Here is a 17263-nt window from a genome sequence, read left to right as displayed (position 1 = left end):
TTGGACTATTGAGCAAAACGTAATCAACTTTCTTACTAAATTATACTCTATAACCACTTAGAGGTGTTTTCTAATAGGTTGGATTTCGTGTTACTCTTTTGTTAATCTTTTCAAAAATTCATAGGTTGGAACAGGTTTACCAAAGAAAAATCCTTGGAATAATTTGTATCCAATCATTGAAAGAATCTCGAGTTGTTTTTCGTTCTCGACACCTTCCGGTATGGCCTCTAGTTGGAAAGCCTTAGCTATATTGTATATAGCTTCTAGAAGTTTAATAGATTTTCTATCATCTGGAAGTCTAAAAACGAAAGACTTGTCTATTTTTATCTTTTTAAGTGGTAAGAGTGTTAAATATGCCAATGAAGAATAACCGGTACCAAAGTCATCGATACATAGTTCAAAGCCATACTTTAGAAGTTTATCTATATTATTCTTTACTATATCGTTCATATCTATGAGTATATTTTCTGTTATTTCGATGACGATTTTTGACGGGTCAATTTCATATGAACTTACTATATTAAAGAATCTTTCAGCCATTTTTTCATCTCTTAACTGTACTGGGCTAACATTTATATCTATAAACTTAAGTTCGTTGTTTTCCGAGAGAACTTCGCAGACCTGTCTTAATATTTCTTCGCCAACAGAAACTATCATGCCGTTTTCTTCAAGCAGTTGGATAAATTCTATAGGTGGTAGTACACTTCCATCTTTTTTAACCCATCTAAGGAGTGCTTCAGCTCCTACGATGGTTTTATCGTATTTACAAATTGGTTGTAGAAAAATTTTCAGTTCACGATTGTGGAAAGCCTCTCTTAAATCGCGTTCTTTTGTTGATTTTTCTTGAAGTTCATTGTCTATTAGGATATTGTAGAATATAATTTTATCTTTGGAAGATTTAGCACGTTTTAATGCAAGATTTGCTTTTCTCATAACCTCATCGGCATTATCAATAATAGAAAATACGTGCAATCCAGATGAAAATTTGAGTTCTATTACTTCTCCGTCGATATAGTATGGTTTAGAAATTTCATTGAATATTTTTGAAACTATGTTGTTTATAACTTCTCTTGCTTGTTGGTAATTCTTTCCTGCTTTTTCAATGATTATCCAAAATTCATCCGCATAAGGTCGTGAGATTATGTCTCCCTCTCTTAGGGAATTTTTAATCCTTAATGCCACTTGTCTCAATATTTCATCACCGAATGCGTGATTTTTTAATATGTTAATCTGGCTGAAATTGTCTATATCTATAAGTATTATTCCATGATGATCACCTATTAACGAGAATTCGCTTAAGCTTGTAAGTCTTCTCAGAAAATATGACCTTGTGTACAAACCTGTTAACATGTCTTTTTGGAGAGTGTTTCGTACAATGTTTAATGCTTCCTTTTCTGAAGTTATATCTGTATAGAAAGCGTAAATTAAATCTTCGGCTTTATCGTTGTTATTAGTATTATTATTTTTTATTTTTGCAACAGTCAATCTTACTTCTATCTTTTTTCCATCTTTTCTTTTTCTTATAGTTTCAACTCTAAGTGTTTTTTGATTTTTAACGAGTTCTCTCAGTAATTTTGGTTCATTGCTTAAATCCTCAGGTACTATTAGATTATCTATTATTTCTCCTATAACTTCGTCTTTGGAGTATCCAAACATTTCTAAAAATTGTCTGTTACACTTTAGTATCGTGCCATCTTCTTTTATTATCACTACCCCATCTGGTACATTGTCGAAAAGTGAATCAAATAGATTGCTCAATATATCAATTGAAGAGAAAGATTTATTACCACTTGTTATATCGTTTATTATAAGTACCTTACCTGCATTTGTCTCTTGCAATGAAAAACGATAAGTTTTTCCATTTTTTTCTATTAAATGATTGCTTGTTTTTGTTATTTTAATAATTTCTTCGTTTTTTTTACCGATTATTTCGTCTCTACTTAATCCTATGAATTTTAACCCAGCTTCGTTAATGTACAATACGTTGTCGTCTTCATCTAATAAGACAAAAATTGTATTTGCTTGTTCAATACTTTTAATCAAATTATCAATTGGGTGATCCGTTAACTTACGATTTATAATTATTGATTGAATAACAATCATTACAAATGAGAGGCTAATAGAAAGAACTGGATGATTTTTATAAAATATGAATATAAACACGTAGAAAAAGATACTTGCGAAGAAAATTGTTATAATATTGCTGTTAAGATATCTTATTCTAATATAATCCATGGATTTTTTTGTTGGGAAAAATGTTATATATATAATCAAAAGAGAGGCAAAAAGATAATAATTATATGGTATATTTTTGAATACTTTTGTAAATTTTAGAATAATGTATATAATAGGTATAGAGTAAGACAAAATAATCTTTCTAGGAATAATTTCTGAATGGAACTTCAAAATGAAAGTCGTGAATAAGACTGGTAAGAAAGCCAATATTCCGTTCTGGAATATTCCAAAAATTGATGAATTATTTTCTAATTTTAACAGTTCCAAAATAGAGAAAAGAACCAATGATAAATTCAATATTGGTATTGCTTTGCATGAATTACTAATCTTTTTATTTAAAGAATAAATAAAGTTAACAATGGATATAATTACCGAGAAATAAATGGAAAAAACAATGTAATTGTTCAAAAACAATCACCTCTTTGTTTTCTTATTCTAATGTTAAAATTCAGTTTCACTTTTTAAGAATATTATATCATATTTTGCAGAAAAAATATATTGTTTCAATCAAAAAAAGATAAAAATTGTTTTAGAAAATATGGTAAGGAGGCCTTATTTCGATATGGACGCAATTCAACTTCACGAAGTTTTAAATGGAAAATACAGGATAATACCCACTATTGAAATTACAGAGGAGAACCTAAAATTATTATACACTCCAGGAGTTGCAGATGTTGCGAAATTGTGCGCAGAGAACCCAGAAAAAACTTTTATATACACTAGAAGGAAGCATACCATAGCCGTACTAAGCGATGGGAGTACGGTACTTGGTTTGGGTAATATTGGCCCATACGGAGCCTTGCCAGTAATGGAAGGAAAAGCGGTATTATTTAAACAATTTGGAGATTTAGACGCGTTCCCAATTTGTATAGATACCCAAGATGTTGAGCAAATAATTAATATAGTAAAAGTGCTTGAACCTTCGTTTGGTGGAATAAATCTAGAAGATATATCTGCGCCAAGGTGTTTTGAAGTACTTGAAAGATTGAATAATGAAATGAATATCCCCGTATTTCATGATGATCAACAAGGTACCGCTGTAGTTGTTATAGCTGGGTTATTGAATGCTTTAAAATTAGCTGAAAAGAAAATTGATGAGGTCAAGATTGTTGTCAATGGAATAGGCGCCGCTGGTTACAATATCGTTAAATTGCTAATTGAAATAGGGGCTAAACATATTGTACCTTGCGATATAAATGGTATAATAAACAGAAAAACAGCTTTGCATAAGTATCATTTGGAGGTAAGTGAATTAACCGGTAATCTCAATAATTCAGGTAATTTAAAAGATGCTATCATCGATGCGGATGTCTTTATAGGCGTATCAAAAGGTGGTATATTGAAAGGTTCCGATATAAGAAAGATGAGCAAAAAACCGATAATTTTTGCTCTAGCGAACCCTGTACCAGAGATTTTTCCAGATGAAGCGTATGAAGACGGTGCATTCATAGTTGCGACAGGTAGATCAGACTTTCCAAACCAGGTTAACAATTTACTTGCTTTTCCTGGTATAATGAAAGTGGCTGTTGAAAAACAGGTAAAGATTACTAAAGAAATGTTGATAAGAGCAGCTGAAATTTTGTCAAATGTTATAGAGCCAAAAAAAGAGTGTATATTACCAAAGGCAACAGATAGAAGAGTTCATGATGAACTTTATTATGGGCTCTTACAATTTGTTAATTCAATAATTTGAATGTTATTTGGAGGTGGATTTTATGTTCAGAAAAATTGCACTTGTTCTCACCTTGTTTATTTTACTTTTAAGTTCTCTTGTTTTTTCATCATCAAGTAAGAGTTATTTGTATGTTTCATTTAGTGCTGATAACTTTGTTGGTATTGAATTAAGGACATACACGGATAGCTATAACAATTTATTTTTAAACATAGGAGTTAATTACATAAAAGGTGGCATTAGATTTTCATCAAAAACAACAAATCGTTTGTACTTAAGCCCCATGGTTTTTGTTGATTATAAGGGATATCTCAATTTTGGTCTTGTTGCTGGGTGGTCAACAGTCATTCAGAATTTAAATGGGATGGAGTTTTTTATAGAAGGTGGTGGAAGAAATATTCCACAAAAACCGGAAGCGTTTGTGACGTTTGGAGCCAATTTAAAATTTTAAAGTCTTGAATGTTGGGAGGAGACAATTTGAGAGAATTTCTTCCAGCTTTTGTCAATTTTATAGCGGTTATAGTCGGGAGTTTTTTGGGAATATTGTTTAAAAAAGGTATTTCTGAAAGTTATCGGAAAATTTTGTTTATTGCAGTAGGTTTATCAACAATCGGAATAGGTATAAAGATGATTTTGGATGTCAATAATTTTCTTATCGTTTTGTTTTCTATGGTTTTAGGTGGAGTAATTGGTGAAGCGCTTAATATTGAAGGATTTTTAAGTAAAATTGGTGACGCGATGAGAGAGGGGGATTTCTCAACAGGTTTTGTTACAGCTTCTCTTTTGTTTTTAGTTGGTCCAATGACTATCGTTGGGTCAATAACAGCTGGTTTGAAAGGTGATGGTACGATAATTTATACAAAATCATTGTTAGATTTTGTTTCTTCGATAGTTTTGGCTTCAACTTACGGATTAGGTGTTATGGTTTCAGCTGTAAGTGTATTGGTTGTTCAGGGTACGATTACGCTTTTTGCAAGTAAACTTTCATTTTTAACTCAACCACTTTATTTAAACGATTTAATTGCAATAGGTGGTTTGTTGGTTATTGGTATAGGTTTAAGGATATTAGAAATCAAAGATACAAAGGTTGGTAACTTTTTACCTGCGCTTTTTATAGAACCAATTATTGTTGCTTTGGTAAGTTTGTTTAAATAATTAATTTTGTCAAAATTAAAAACGGCAGCCAAAAAGTGGCTGCCGTTTTTTTCTATTAATGCATATTCAAATTACTCTTCGACTTTTACATCCTTTGAACCTTCCCAAAGGCCATGGATATTACAGTAAGACAACGCGATGAGTTTTGAATTCTTTTCAAGTTTAATCTTTGCCTTTATAACAGGTTCTTCTAGTGTTGGTGAAAATTCATATCTTCCTATTCTAAGAATATACGGAGCACCTTCTGGCATTGCGTAGAGTTCAATCCATGCAATATGATGCTCTACAAGGTTTGGATGCGGAATTTCTTTTCCAACACTGACCTCAACTTCAAACCATTCGTTTTTCTTAACTGTATCAGGTGCCTCTATAACTGGGACGTGCTTTTCACCTTTAAAATCACCGCTTTTTATGTATTCACCTAACATTTCCAATTCCCTCCTCTTCTAAAATGTTGTAAAAAATTTGAGAGTTAAAATTCAACGAAAGCAGATTTTGGAGCACCGCAAACTGGACATTTTTCTGGTGCGACATCTTCTGCCGTATAACCACAAACTGGACAAATGTAAATCTTTTCAGCATCGTAATCTTGCCCTTCATTTACAAGGTTCAATGCTTTTTTGTACATCTCTGCGTGGATCTTTTCAGCTTCAAGTGCATAATGTGTGCTTATCTGCGCTTCTTTTTCTTCTTGAAGCTTAGCTGTTTCTTTATAAACTGGGTACATCTCTTCAATTTCAAATGTTTCACCAGCTATGCACGATTTAATGTTATCAGGCGTATCACCGAGTTTCTTAAGAGCTCTGAAGTGGTTTCTTGCGTGTACAAATTCAGCGTAAGCTATTGCTCTAAAAGCATTCGCTAATTTTTTGAGTCCTTTTTTCTCAGCTTCGTCGGCGAATATAAGATACTTCATGTGAGCCATCGATTCACCCGCAAATGCATCTTCTAAAAACTTCTTTGTCATCTCCCTCATAACTACACCTCTCCTTTCCAGTGATGATTTTACAGTTTTTAAATACTTTTTAACCCTTTTACAAAGTTTTAAAAAGCGCTCGTTTAGGATTATTATTGGGTTTAAATTTCTTGATTTGTTTTACATTTTTCACATATTCCAACTAACGTTAATTGGACATGATGAACTTCATGATTGTCTATTGATTTAATTTCTGGCAATTCGACTTCTAACTCAACGTCGTAAATTGTTTTACAGTTGGTGCAGTAAAAGTGATGATGTTTTTTTCTTACAAAGTCGTATCTTATTGCATCTGGTGTGATTATAATAGAAATCAAACCGGCATCTGCAAGTGCTTTTAAAGTGTTATATACAGTTGCCCTAGATATAACAGCAAGTTTTTGTCCTTTCTTGAAATGATAGTATATTTCATCAGCTGTTGGATGTGAATAAGTGCTCATAAGATAATCAAGAATCTCAACTCTGTGTACAGTTGGCTTAACTCCCTTTTCCTTTAACAGTTCGGTAACGTTCACTTATTTTACCTCCTTTTAGTTTGCTCTGGTTTATTTTGATTTAAGTATTTAAACTTTATTATAGACAAAATCTAATTTTATTATATCACAACTTTTAGAGTTTGTGCAAGTGATTAAAAAATTTCTTGACAAATTTTGAAGAAGTGATAAAATTAGGTAAAACTAAGTACAAAATAAATATATAAAGGAGTGATTTCACATGGGGTGCGCATGTTTCAAGTAGGCGTTTTAAATACCAAAGTGATTTTTGGCAAAAAAATTATAAATCTTTTCAAAGAATTTTCAAGTCTTAGAAATACACTTAGAGAAGACAGAGAAGCTTTGAAAAAATTTGATCCTTCTTTTGAAGTTTGGTATCAATACTGGTTTCACGCAGGGTACAAATCTTTAAGGCTTTACAGAATTTCCAAAGCATTTTATGACTCAGGGTTTAAATTTTTAGGTTATCTTTTTTATCATTTAAATCGTGTTATTTATTCAGTGGACATCCATCCTGCCGCAAAGATTGCTCCCGGAGTTGTAATTGACCACGGAACAGGAATTGTAATTGGTTCAACTGCCGAAGTGGGAAGATGGACTGTTATATACCATGGTGTAACTTTAGGTGCGAAGTATATAATGTCTGGTAAAAGACATCCAACTATTGGAGAAAATGTTATATTAGGTGCTGGATGTAAGGTTTTAGGACCTATATACGTTGGTAATAATACAAAAGTTGGAGCAAATTCAGTTGTACTGCACAATGTACCAGATAATTCTACAGTTGTTGGAATTCCAGCTAAAATTGTCAATTCGAGTAAAGCAAAATCCAATTTAGAAGATGATTCAGTTTGTCGGAAAGAGATAGATAAGTTTGAATTGACATATACGTTTTAAAATTTTTTGAAAATTTTGATGGGAAGTGATTTTGTTGAGTTATTTAAGTAAGATTTCAAGTATAAGAATTGGCAAAACACCCTTGATATACATCGATAAGTATGGAATATATGCAAAGTTTGAAAGAAACAACCCTATTGGGAGTGTTAAGGATAGGCCTGTTTATTTTATGATTCGTGATGCTATTAAATCCGGAAAGATAAATGAAAATACTGTATTTGTGGAACCAACTAGTGGGAATACAGGTATTGCACTTGCTTGGCTAGGAGCACGGTTAGGACTCAAAGTTATTCTTACAATGCCAGAGAGTGTTTCAGTTGAAAGAATGAATATGTTAAAAGCTTTGGGCGCTGATTTAATTCTTGTTGAAAATATGACTAAAGCAGTCGAAAAGGCACTGGAAATCGTTTCAGAAAGAAGTGCGTTTATGCCTAATCAATTTGAAAATCCAGCTAATTCTCTTGCACATGAAATAACAACAGGACCGGAAATTTTGGAAGAGATGAACTTTTTAGTTGATGCATTTGTTGCAGGAGTTGGGACAGGTGGTACTATAACCGGTGTAGGAAGAGTTTTAAAAAGATTACTTAAAGAGAATGTAAAAGTCTGTGCTTTAGAGCCATTGCAGTCTCCGGTACTAACTAATGGTATTTCTGGAAAACATAGAATTCAAGGTATAGCTCCTGGGTTTGTACCAAAGATATTAGATAGGCAGTTGATAGATGAAATTAAACTAATTGTCGATGAAGAAGCTTTAAATATGATGAAAATACTTTGGAAAGAGGGATTATTTGTGGGGGTATCTTCAGCTGCCAATCTTTTGGGAGCAATTTATATCAAAGAAAAGTATAAATTTGAAAGAGTTGTAACCATTTTTCCAGATGATGGGACCAAGTACCTTTCTTTAATTCAGTAATTCAATAGATAAAATAAATGTGTGCACGTCAATGACGTGCACACAAAAATAAACAGACTTAAACTTTTAAATTTACAGCTCCCACCTATCCCCAGTACCCCCATTGTGCCTATAGTATAACATTTTTCATGAACGTGTGTCAAATTTTTAGTTTGTTGTCTTTTAAAAATGTTCAAAAATTATTTTAAATAAAAGATTTTTACAACTTTTAGTTTTGTCTATAAGTTGTTGTTGACATTTTAAAAAGTATTTGATACAATACCACACGAGAGTTTCTTAAATAAAAAAAGGGTGGGTATGATATGGTTAATTTGGTCCAGCGAGGCCAAGACCGATTGAGTGTACGCTTGAACGAGGCGAAGAATATACAAAATAATAGGATTTTAACTAATCAGCGAAAGAATGTTTTTAGGGAAGATTTCTTACTTTCCTTGAATTGTTTTTCCACTTTGTCGTTAGCCAATAATAGTTTTATATATTTTAAAGCAGGACCTTCTTTTATGAAGGTCCTGCTTTTATTTTAATTAGAATAGGGGTGAGAGAGTGGAAAGCTTAAAAGTTTACAACATTTACAAAGGTAAGATAGAAGATTTTGAACTAAAAGATATCGAACTTGATTTTCCCGAGAATCCGGCAACTACCAATGGACTTTTGCTTTCACCACCGTTTGTTGATCTGCATACACATGTTAGACTTATTGATGGGGAAGATTATGATTCTTTAACAAAAGCAGCTGTTGTAGGAGGATTTCTTATTGTAAATTTGCAACCAAATACAAAACCTGTTATAGATTCTTTGGATGTTTTGAATGAACATATTAAATTATCAGAAGATAAAATTGTTCTTTATAATTACACAGTTAGTTTATTTGGAAAAGTCGAGGATTTATATGACGCAAATAGTCAATTCGGTGAAAAGATCACTGGATATTCAACAGATGGCATATACTATTATTCGGAAGATTTGGTAGATGGATTTAAGAATAAAAAGCCATATTTACTCTTTGACCACTCTCAATTACATGAGCTTTCAGGAGATTTTTATATTGGCACAAACCTTCCTAATAGTATTCGAACTTACTCCAACGAATCGATAGCTATATTTAGAACAGTAATGACAGGTATAGAATTTGGTTTTAACAAGTTTCATATCCAGCATGTTTCAACTCTTCAATCGATAGAAGTAATCACTTACCTTAAAAAATATGCTCAAATAACTTGCGAAGTTACACCTCACCACGTATTCTTCACACCTGATATGATTTCCAGTCCAAATCAAAAGATAAATCCACCAATATCCAAATATAGAGATGAACTTATTAAGGCTGTTAGAAGTGGAATTATCGATACTTTTGCGACAGATCATGCTCCTCATCCAGAAAAGCCGGTAAGATACGAAGACGCACCTTATGGGAGTTCGCATATAGAAGTTGCCTTTTCAGTTTATTTAACGATTTTTGAAGATATAGAGTTGGTTTTGAAAAATTTGACTGTGAAACCTTTGAAGATTTTAGGCAAAAGTTATGCTGACTTTAATATGAATTTTCCAAGCGATGCAGTTCTTATAGATACAAAAGCTGAATATATCGTTGATGGAAATAACTTTTATAGCAAAGGTAAAAATTGTGCGTTTAATGGATACAAAGTTAAAGGAAAAGTACTTGGAGTAAGAAGAAACGGAAGGTGGGTGTATTGGGATGGGGAATTTATCGAATAAATCAAGTGAAAAGATTAAAAGTTATAAACTATCGAAGAAGGAAGTTTTTCAAATCACAGCTGATACCTATTTGATAGTTTTTGAAGGTGGAAGTTTCGATTTTGATTGTGGTCAATTTTGTATGATTGATGTTGATTCATACGGACTTACAAGAAAACCATTTACTTTGGGAAAATTTGAAGGTAACTTGGCAATTTCTGTAAAAATAGTTGGTGATGGAACAAGGTATATTGTTGAAACAAATGAATTGATAGATATCCTTGCGCCGTTAGGTAATCCATTTATGCCAGGAGAACCAGAAAGAGCAAGAGAAAGCAATGGAGTGGTTGTTGTCGCTCCTTCGTGTTTTGCTGAAGGATATTTTATTTCTCAAAAATTTAATGTGCCACTTTACGTGACTTCAAAAACGCCTTTTTCTGAAAAATTCGTTGAAAAGTTTAGAGATAAAAATATGGAATTTATAGTTGGAGATAGTGAATTTTTGGGTTTGACAGAAAGACTAAACGATTCTGATTTTGATTGGATTTTTGTTTCAGGTTCAAAAAATATGGAAAAGATAGCGGTTAAAAATTTGTATAAGAAAATAGTTTACATTTCTCTTAATGAATATATGGGATGCGGAATTGGTGCTTGCAAGAGTTGTGCGGTGGAAAGTAAATATGGAATAAAACATGTTTGCACAGATGGACCTGTGTTTCGGGGTGATGAAGTATGTCTATAAGGAAATTAAATCTTAGGAGCCCACTGATAATAGCTTCCGGACCAGGTGGATTTGGGGAGTACTTAAAAATCGAAGGTATCGAATGGAATAAATTAGGAGCTTATACATCGAAAACTGTAACTTATAAACCTAAAGAAGGGAATAGGCCACCTCGCATGTATGCAAAAGGTGGTTATTTGATAAATAGAATAGGTTTAGAAAATCCCGGTGTGCATTCTTTTATCAAATCTCTTGAGAATGGAGAATACGATGAGTTATTTGATAAAGTGCCTGTGATTTTAAGTTTAGGTGGTGATTTCTTCGAGGAATATTTATCGATTACAAAGATAATAAAGCCTTATACTAGTAAATTTATAGCTGTTGAATATAACTTCTCTTGCCCAAACGTAAAACGTGGCGGGCTTTCGATAATGTCAGATATAGGTGAGTGGAAAAATTTATTGAAAGAAATTAGAACAGAAGTACCTGATGTATTTCTCATAGCTAAATTGGGTATCGAAGGAGGTTTTGTGGAGGAAAACGCGGCAATTGTAAAAGATACTGGTTGGGATGGAGTGACGGTTATAAACACAATTAGAGGACTTATGTTTAACGATGAAGGTGAGATGATTTTAGGAGGGCTTTCCGGTCCAAATCTTCTTCCTATAGCTTTAAGAGCAGTTTATGAAGTACGAAAGAGATTGAGTGATATTTTTATCATCGCTTCAGGCGGTGTTTATAAACGCGAAGATGTTGAATTATTTTTAAAATTGGGTGCGGATGCTGTAAGTGTTGGAAGCGCTTTGTTCAAAAATGAAAAGGTTTTGAATGAACTCTTATAAAAATTTACTAAAGGGAGGATGTTCTTATGCTTAGTATTTTAAATGATACTGGCACCATGGGGGAAAAGCTTGAAAATTTTGAGACGAAGCTGTACGTTAAGACCGAACCTGTGCTAAGTTTGGATATGGAAGAACCTATTGAGTTTATAAAAAAATATGGAAGTTTTGATTACGTAAAAGTTGGACATAACCTTGCAGTGAACGGTAAAAAAGTTATCGATACATTGTACGAAATGGGTTATAAGGTTATATTAGATTTGAAATTTTCAGATATTCCCTCGACTGTCGCTAGATCGATAAAATCTTGGGACCATCCTGGAATAGTTGGCTTTACCGTACATGCGAATGCCGGAATAGAGGCTGTCCGCGCAGCGCTTGAATCAACTGATAAACATATCTTTTCGGTTATTAAACTTACGTCACTGCCCGGAAAATTAGAAGATTTTAAACTGATTATCATCGGACTTTCGAGATTAGGTTCATCATTTGTCTTACCTGGTACTTGGGCTGTTGTTATGAGAAAATTCATAGGTGGAAAGATTCTTGTACCTGGTATAAGGATGCAGCAGGGGAAAGATGATCAAAAAGATGTTGTGAGTTTGTGGGATATACTTGGTATAGCTGATTTTGCAGTCATAGGTAGGGAAGTCTATAAGTCGAATGACCCTGAAGGAAAAATTAGGGAGATTAAAGAGAAGGTGAAAATATGGAAAGAGTAATCGAAATTTTAAAGAAAACACAAGCACTTTTGGAAGGACATTTTATACTTTCTTCGGGACTTCACTCAACGAATTATGTACAATGTGCAAAGGTGTTTGAATATCCGGAATATGGTCAAGAAATTGGGAGATTGATAGCTGAGAAAGTAAAAGAGCAAGGTATAGAGTGTACAGTTGTAATTGGTCCGGCTCTTGGTGGTGTCATAGTTGCATACGAAGTCGCAAAGTTCCTTGGAGTAAGGTCTATGTTTACTGAGCGTGAAGATGGAGTAATGAAATTAAGAAGAGGATTTGATTTAACAACAGATGACAAAGTTTTGATTGTCGAAGATGTTGTCACAACTGGAAAATCTACATTTGAGGTTGTTGAAGTTGTTAATCAATACAGTGCAGAAGTCGTTGGCTTTGCAAGTATAATAAACAGATCGGGGAAGGAAAATCCATTCGAAGATAGTGGTAAAAAATACACGTATCTTGTAAAATTTGACTTCCCAACTTATAAACCAGAAGAATGCCCACTTTGCAAAGTGAATATTCCAGCTGTAAAGCCTGGGAGCAGAAATATAAAAAAATAATTTTTAAATCAATAACTGGATTGAAAAATGCTTTCAATTTTACCACGGGATCCTACCGGGTCCCGCTTTTTTTCCCAAAATTTTTTTAGCTTCTTCAATTACAAACTCTTCATCTGAAAATACAACAATTCCATTATTTGAAAACGGCTTTTTAATTTTAATATCTCCTTGACTGATGTATATTATGGAATTTAGAAGTACATTTCTTCTGATAGATTCACCATTCGGTAAACTTATACTCCAATAAAGCGGTGTGTATCTTCCGTTCAAAAATTCGTAACCATCACTTGTTTCTAATATAAAAACCCCGGTATAACCTAAATTTCTTAGTAAATTTGCTTTACCAGAACTTTCTACAATTACAGGGTATGTAAGCTTTCGAGTTATCAGCGATGAGACGAGATTCGTATCTATCTTACCTCTACCGTCGAAAACAGGTATTACACCTGCGATAGATAAACCTGTTGCGAATTTTTCATAAACATCAGCTGTTATAAACGGAGATTTGTTTACACGGTAAAAGTAATCTTCATCGTCTATACTGAGTGAATCGATAGGACCCATAATATAATATGCGTATCCTTGGTTTTTAACATGAGCTCCTACGTACTTTCCAACGTCGATTATCAACGATAGATTACCGAGACTTCCTAATGTAAGTAAACTTACATCTTTTAGTATATATTCTAATCTTTCGTCTGAGATGAATTTTTTACTATAAAAATTATAGAAATTTGCGCTAAACGATGTACTCAGGAAAAAGCTGAGTAAAAGCAAAGTACACACCGTTTTCTTCATTGGATTTACTGACAAAATCAGCCACCTCTTTCAGTTTTTCCACAGCGTTTGATACTGCAATTTTTCGCCCTGCAACTTCAAACATGAAGATATCATTTTCGTTATCTCCGAAAACTATAGTCTCACTTAAATCGAATTTAAGATAATCGGCAAGAAAACGAAGAGCGATACCTTTATTTGCATCAGCGGGAACTACATCAAGGAATATAGAAAAACTTTTGAAAACTGTCGCGGAATTTCCAACAACGTTTTTCAAGTCTGGAATTAAACGGTCAAGAAGTTCTTGATCGCCAATTCCAAGGATTTTTATTGGGGGTTGATGAATTGCTTTTAAATCATCAACAACAGTGTATGGTACCTCAGCATGCTTAGAATATAACTTTATTTCTTCGTTATCTTTTTCCGTATAAAGAATATCTTCTACATAAGTTTGGACATGGATATTGTTCCTTCTAAAGAAATCAATTACCTTATGAGCAGTTGATAATTCAAGAGTTTTTTCAAATATGAAGCCTTTATCTGGTACATAAACAACGGCCCCGTTGTAGGATATTATTGGAAAAACATCTTCTCCGAAAACTCTATCAAGTAATTTTTTGGCTGAAATGTGCATTCTGCCAGTTGCGAAAACGACATTGTCGCCTTTTTTTAGAATATTCATTATCAGTTCTTTTGTTTCTAATGGAAATTCGTTTTTTGGAGTTAGTACCGTACCATCAAGGTCAAAAACAAAAGTTTTAGTTTTCCTTACCATAAACCATCCTCCATAAGCTTAAGAATTCTTCAGTAGATAATTCTTCAGGTCGTGCATTTGTTTTAATGTTTAAGTTTTTAAGTAAGTTCTCAATTTCTTCCTTTGCCATTCCCATAGATTTTAAGTTATTTGAAATTGTCTTTCTTTTCTGTGAAAACGAATTTGAAACGAAGGTCCAATAACTTTCGAATTCAGATAAATTAGAAAATGGGAATTCTTTTTTCTTTGTGATTTTCAGCACAATGCTATCGACATCGGGATTTGGTACGAATGCGCTTTTTGGAACCAACAATAACTTCTCAACATCGGCAACAGTTTGTAGTACAACTGTTAAGAAACCTCTGTTAGAACTACCAGGCTTTTCAAGTAGTCTTTCACCGACTTCTTTTTGCATCATTATAGTTAGCATACTGAAATTTGTAAATAAAAGCTTTTTTAATATAGGAGCCGTTATATAATATGGAATATTCGAAATACATTTATATCCATTTGGAAGAAAGGATATATCCATTTCTAAGAAGTCTTCAAATATTATTTTTACGTTATCGTATTTTTCAAGTCTTTCTTTCAGTATCGGTTCCATTCGATTATCTATTTCAATAGCAAAAACAGTTGCACCGGTTTTAGCCAGTGCAACTGTTAGAGTTCCTGCTCCAGCACCTATTTCAAGTATCGTATCGTTTTTTTCTACGTTAGAAAGTCCTACTATCTTCTCTGCATAAATTTCGCTTGAAAGAAAATTTTGCCCAAGTGATTTTTTTAGTGTCACACCATATTTTTTTAAGAAATCTGATGTCTTCAGTTATTTCTTCACCCTTTCAACTGTTATTCCATTTGAGTATTCCATTTTCACAATTCCAAAGTTGTCTGTCGTTATAGTTATTTCCGTTCCTTCGTATGAAAAGCTGTATTTATCTTTCGAAATTCTCTTAAGTTGAGCAATACCTGTTGCCTTTTCCGTTTTTGATGGGTCAAACAACGATTGTGGAATGATAATATTCATTGTCGGTTGAGGCATTCTTAACATCATCTCAAAATGAGGGATTATAAAGTTATTGTCTAAAATTACAAAGTTTGGTGAATCAAAATTGAATGTTTTAACAGATGGTGACTTTGGATTATAATACATATAAAGTGTTATACCTACTCTTCCGTTTTTGTTTGTACCAAGTATTTTTGCGACAACTTCGTTGTTTGTCTTGAAAGTTGCTTCGTATATTTGGAACATTCCATTTTTACCATACAATGTTCTTGCCTCAACAACATACTTTTCACCATACTCTATTTCACTGACACTTATCCAGCCATTTTTTGTCTCCTGTACTTTCACAGTACCTAATTGCATGTTGTCTACTTTTACAACATACTCAGCAGCCATTGCGTGATTTGATAAAAGAGCTAAAAGAACCATGAAAATAGTAATATTGAGTATGAGCTTTTTTGTAATATTCATGAATTATCACCTCCGTTAAAAAGCATAACACACAAACCTTAAAATTTCATTAGAATTTCCAAAATTAGTCTAAGATTTTTTTAATTTCACCGTACAAAGGCCCTGCGGATATTTTATTCACTTTTACAATCACATTTTTACCAATCGATTCCGGGTTAGCTTCAAACGAAATTATTTTATTTCTGATATCTCTTCCATAGAACAAGCCATTTTTTGCTTGTGCTTCCACGATAACTTCAACTTCTTTCCCAAGGTAGCTTTTATTTAGTTCCTTATTTATAGTTTTCTGAAGGTTTAGAAGATACGACATCCTTCTGACTTTAACCTGATAAGGCACATCATCTTTTAAATATTTCCACGCGACAGTACCTTCACGTGGAGAATAGACTGCTAAATTTAATCTTTCAAATTTCAATAACTTAACAAGTTCGACAGTAGCTTCAAAATCTTCATCATTTTCACCAGGAAAACCAACAATTATATCGCTTGATATCGATGCATCTGGTACTATCTTTCGAATTTCGTTAATCAAATCAATGTATTCTTGCCGTGTGTATCTTCTGTTCATAGCTTTCAAAATTTTATCACTTCCGTGTTGTACCGGAAGGTGAATTGAACGCGCGACTTTTTCGCTTTCGAGCATCACCTTTGGAATTTCAAGTGAAAAGTCCGTTGGATAAGATGTCAAAAACCAAAGTCTTTTGACGTTATCAATTTGTGAGGCTAATTTAAGCAGTTTTGCGAGAGATGTGCCATCTCTTAAATCTTTTCCGTAAGCATCTACGTTTTGACCAAGGAACGTGAACTCTTTGTATCCTCTTTGTGAAAGAGATTCTACCTCTTTAAGTACCTCGTCGATTGGTCTAGATTTTTCTCTTCCACGTGTGTATGGAACTATACAATATGTACAGAATCTATCACAACCGTGTATAATTGTTACCCAAGCATGGTGGTTTGATGAACGTGTTTCGACTTTATGATACTCGATTTCATCCAACGTATCTTCAAGATAAATTTGTTTGTTTCCATTTTTAGCATTCAAAACTGCATCAGGAACTTTTGTAAGAGCACGCGTACCTATAACAAAAGAAACACCTCTTTTAAAGAGGTTTTCTTTTTCTTTTTCAGCAACGCAACCCATTATTCCAATTTTTTTACCTTTTTTTCTTAATTTGCCTATATGACTGTAAACCTTTTCTTCTGATTTCTTTCTAACGGCGCACGTATTTAAAATCACAACATCAGCATCATTTTCGTCATCGGTTAGTTCAATACCTTCATCCTTCAAAAGTTGTTTAACGATTTCCGAATCATTTTCATTCATCTGGCAACCATAAGTAAAAATATGAACCTTCATTCTA

19 protein-coding genes are annotated in these 17263 nt (G+C 33.2%); 10 read left to right on the top strand and 9 right to left on the bottom strand.

Going from position 1 to position 17263, the window contains the following annotated elements; genetic code table 11:
- Positions 1 to 90: 90 nt before the first annotated feature.
- Positions 91 to 2643 (bottom strand): sensor domain-containing protein, encoded by a 2553-nt coding sequence (locus FNOD_RS02440; protein WP_011993657.1) that lies wholly within the window; start codon positions 2641 to 2643, stop codon positions 91 to 93.
- Between the two features lie 154 nt (positions 2644 to 2797).
- Between FNOD_RS02440 and FNOD_RS02435 the strand changes: the two genes are divergently transcribed.
- The 3 genes from FNOD_RS02435 to FNOD_RS02425 are packed head-to-tail and all read left to right on the top strand — an operon-like array spanning position 2798 to position 5062.
- Positions 2798 to 3928 (top strand): NAD(P)-dependent malic enzyme, encoded by a 1131-nt coding sequence (locus FNOD_RS02435; protein WP_011993656.1) that lies wholly within the window; start codon positions 2798 to 2800, stop codon positions 3926 to 3928.
- Positions 3929 to 3950: 22 nt separating this feature from the next.
- Positions 3951 to 4358, top strand: coding sequence for a hypothetical protein (locus tag FNOD_RS02430; protein ID WP_011993655.1), 408 nt, complete (start codon positions 3951 to 3953; stop codon positions 4356 to 4358).
- 26 nt (positions 4359 to 4384) lie between these two features.
- The gene (locus FNOD_RS02425) at positions 4385 to 5062 is read left to right on the top strand and encodes a DUF554 domain-containing protein (protein ID WP_041256816.1); all 678 of its coding nucleotides are present in this window, start codon (positions 4385 to 4387) and stop codon (positions 5060 to 5062) included.
- 71 nt (positions 5063 to 5133) lie between these two features.
- Here the strand turns inward: FNOD_RS02425 and FNOD_RS02420 are convergent, their stop codons facing one another.
- From FNOD_RS02420 to FNOD_RS02410, 3 genes are all read right to left on the bottom strand, one after another.
- Positions 5134 to 5490 (bottom strand): class II SORL domain-containing protein, encoded by a 357-nt coding sequence (locus FNOD_RS02420; protein ID WP_011993653.1) that lies wholly within the window; start codon positions 5488 to 5490, stop codon positions 5134 to 5136.
- A 44-nt stretch (positions 5491 to 5534) separates the two neighbouring features.
- Positions 5535 to 6038, bottom strand: a complete 504-nt coding sequence (locus tag FNOD_RS02415; protein WP_011993652.1) for a rubrerythrin family protein — start codon at positions 6036 to 6038, stop codon at positions 5535 to 5537.
- Between the two features lie 101 nt (positions 6039 to 6139).
- Positions 6140 to 6553, bottom strand: coding sequence for a Fur family transcriptional regulator (locus FNOD_RS02410; RefSeq protein ID WP_011993651.1), 414 nt, complete (start codon positions 6551 to 6553; stop codon positions 6140 to 6142).
- 210 nt (positions 6554 to 6763) lie between these two features.
- Between FNOD_RS02410 and epsC the strand changes: the two genes are divergently transcribed.
- The 7 genes from epsC (at position 6764) to pyrE (ending at position 12897) form a co-directional block, all read left to right on the top strand.
- A complete protein-coding gene (gene epsC / locus FNOD_RS02405) occupies positions 6764 to 7429 on the top strand; it encodes a serine O-acetyltransferase EpsC (protein ID WP_011993650.1) in 666 nt (221 codons plus the stop codon).
- Positions 7430 to 7460: 31 nt separating this feature from the next.
- Entirely contained in the window at positions 7461 to 8345 is an 885-nt protein-coding gene (locus FNOD_RS02400; RefSeq protein ID WP_011993649.1) for a PLP-dependent cysteine synthase family protein, read from the top strand.
- Between the two features lie 543 nt (positions 8346 to 8888).
- Positions 8889 to 10061, top strand: coding sequence for a dihydroorotase (locus tag FNOD_RS02390; protein WP_011993648.1), 1173 nt, complete (start codon positions 8889 to 8891; stop codon positions 10059 to 10061).
- Complete coding sequence (locus FNOD_RS02385) at positions 10042 to 10782, top strand: iron-sulfur cluster-binding protein (protein ID WP_011993647.1); 741 nt, start codon at positions 10042 to 10044, stop codon at positions 10780 to 10782. The genes FNOD_RS02390 and FNOD_RS02385 overlap by 20 nt, the downstream gene beginning before the upstream one ends.
- Complete coding sequence (locus FNOD_RS02380; protein WP_011993646.1) at positions 10773 to 11603, top strand: HisA/HisF-related TIM barrel protein; 831 nt, start codon at positions 10773 to 10775, stop codon at positions 11601 to 11603. The genes FNOD_RS02385 and FNOD_RS02380 overlap by 10 nt, the downstream gene beginning before the upstream one ends.
- A gap of 56 nt (positions 11604 to 11659) precedes the next feature.
- Positions 11660 to 12322, top strand: coding sequence for an orotidine-5'-phosphate decarboxylase (gene pyrF / locus FNOD_RS02375; RefSeq protein ID WP_049751081.1), 663 nt, complete (start codon positions 11660 to 11662; stop codon positions 12320 to 12322).
- Positions 12310 to 12897, top strand: coding sequence for an orotate phosphoribosyltransferase (gene pyrE / locus FNOD_RS02370; RefSeq protein ID WP_011993644.1), 588 nt, complete (start codon positions 12310 to 12312; stop codon positions 12895 to 12897). The genes pyrF and pyrE overlap by 13 nt, the downstream gene beginning before the upstream one ends.
- A gap of 39 nt (positions 12898 to 12936) precedes the next feature.
- On the opposite strand, the gene FNOD_RS02365 is transcribed toward pyrE, so the two are convergent.
- From FNOD_RS02365 to miaB, 5 genes are all read right to left on the bottom strand, one after another.
- Complete coding sequence (locus FNOD_RS02365) at positions 12937 to 13710, bottom strand: hypothetical protein (RefSeq protein WP_148202029.1); 774 nt, start codon at positions 13708 to 13710, stop codon at positions 12937 to 12939.
- Positions 13637 to 14449, bottom strand: coding sequence for a Cof-type HAD-IIB family hydrolase (locus FNOD_RS02360; RefSeq protein WP_011993642.1), 813 nt, complete (start codon positions 14447 to 14449; stop codon positions 13637 to 13639). The genes FNOD_RS02365 and FNOD_RS02360 overlap by 74 nt, the downstream gene beginning before the upstream one ends.
- Positions 14433 to 15218 (bottom strand): 16S rRNA (adenine(1518)-N(6)/adenine(1519)-N(6))-dimethyltransferase RsmA, encoded by a 786-nt coding sequence (gene rsmA / locus FNOD_RS02355; RefSeq protein WP_011993641.1) that lies wholly within the window; start codon positions 15216 to 15218, stop codon positions 14433 to 14435. The genes FNOD_RS02360 and rsmA overlap by 17 nt, the downstream gene beginning before the upstream one ends.
- Positions 15219 to 15251: 33 nt before the next feature.
- On the bottom strand, positions 15252 to 15902 hold the full coding sequence (locus FNOD_RS02350; RefSeq protein ID WP_011993640.1) for a hypothetical protein: 651 nt from the start codon (positions 15900 to 15902) through the stop codon (positions 15252 to 15254).
- Between the two features lie 64 nt (positions 15903 to 15966).
- Positions 15967 to 17259 carry a tRNA (N6-isopentenyl adenosine(37)-C2)-methylthiotransferase MiaB gene (gene miaB, locus FNOD_RS02345; protein WP_011993639.1) on the bottom strand — a complete coding sequence of 431 codons (1293 nt, stop codon included), beginning with the start codon at positions 17257 to 17259 and terminating at the stop codon, positions 15967 to 15969.
- Between the last annotated feature and the right edge of the window lie 4 nt (positions 17260 to 17263).

This window comes from Fervidobacterium nodosum Rt17-B1, assembly GCF_000017545.1.
In the GTDB taxonomy this organism is placed as follows: Bacteria; Thermotogota; Thermotogae; order Thermotogales; family Fervidobacteriaceae; genus Fervidobacterium; species Fervidobacterium nodosum.
This window is presented reverse-complemented; position numbering and strand designations above follow the sequence as displayed.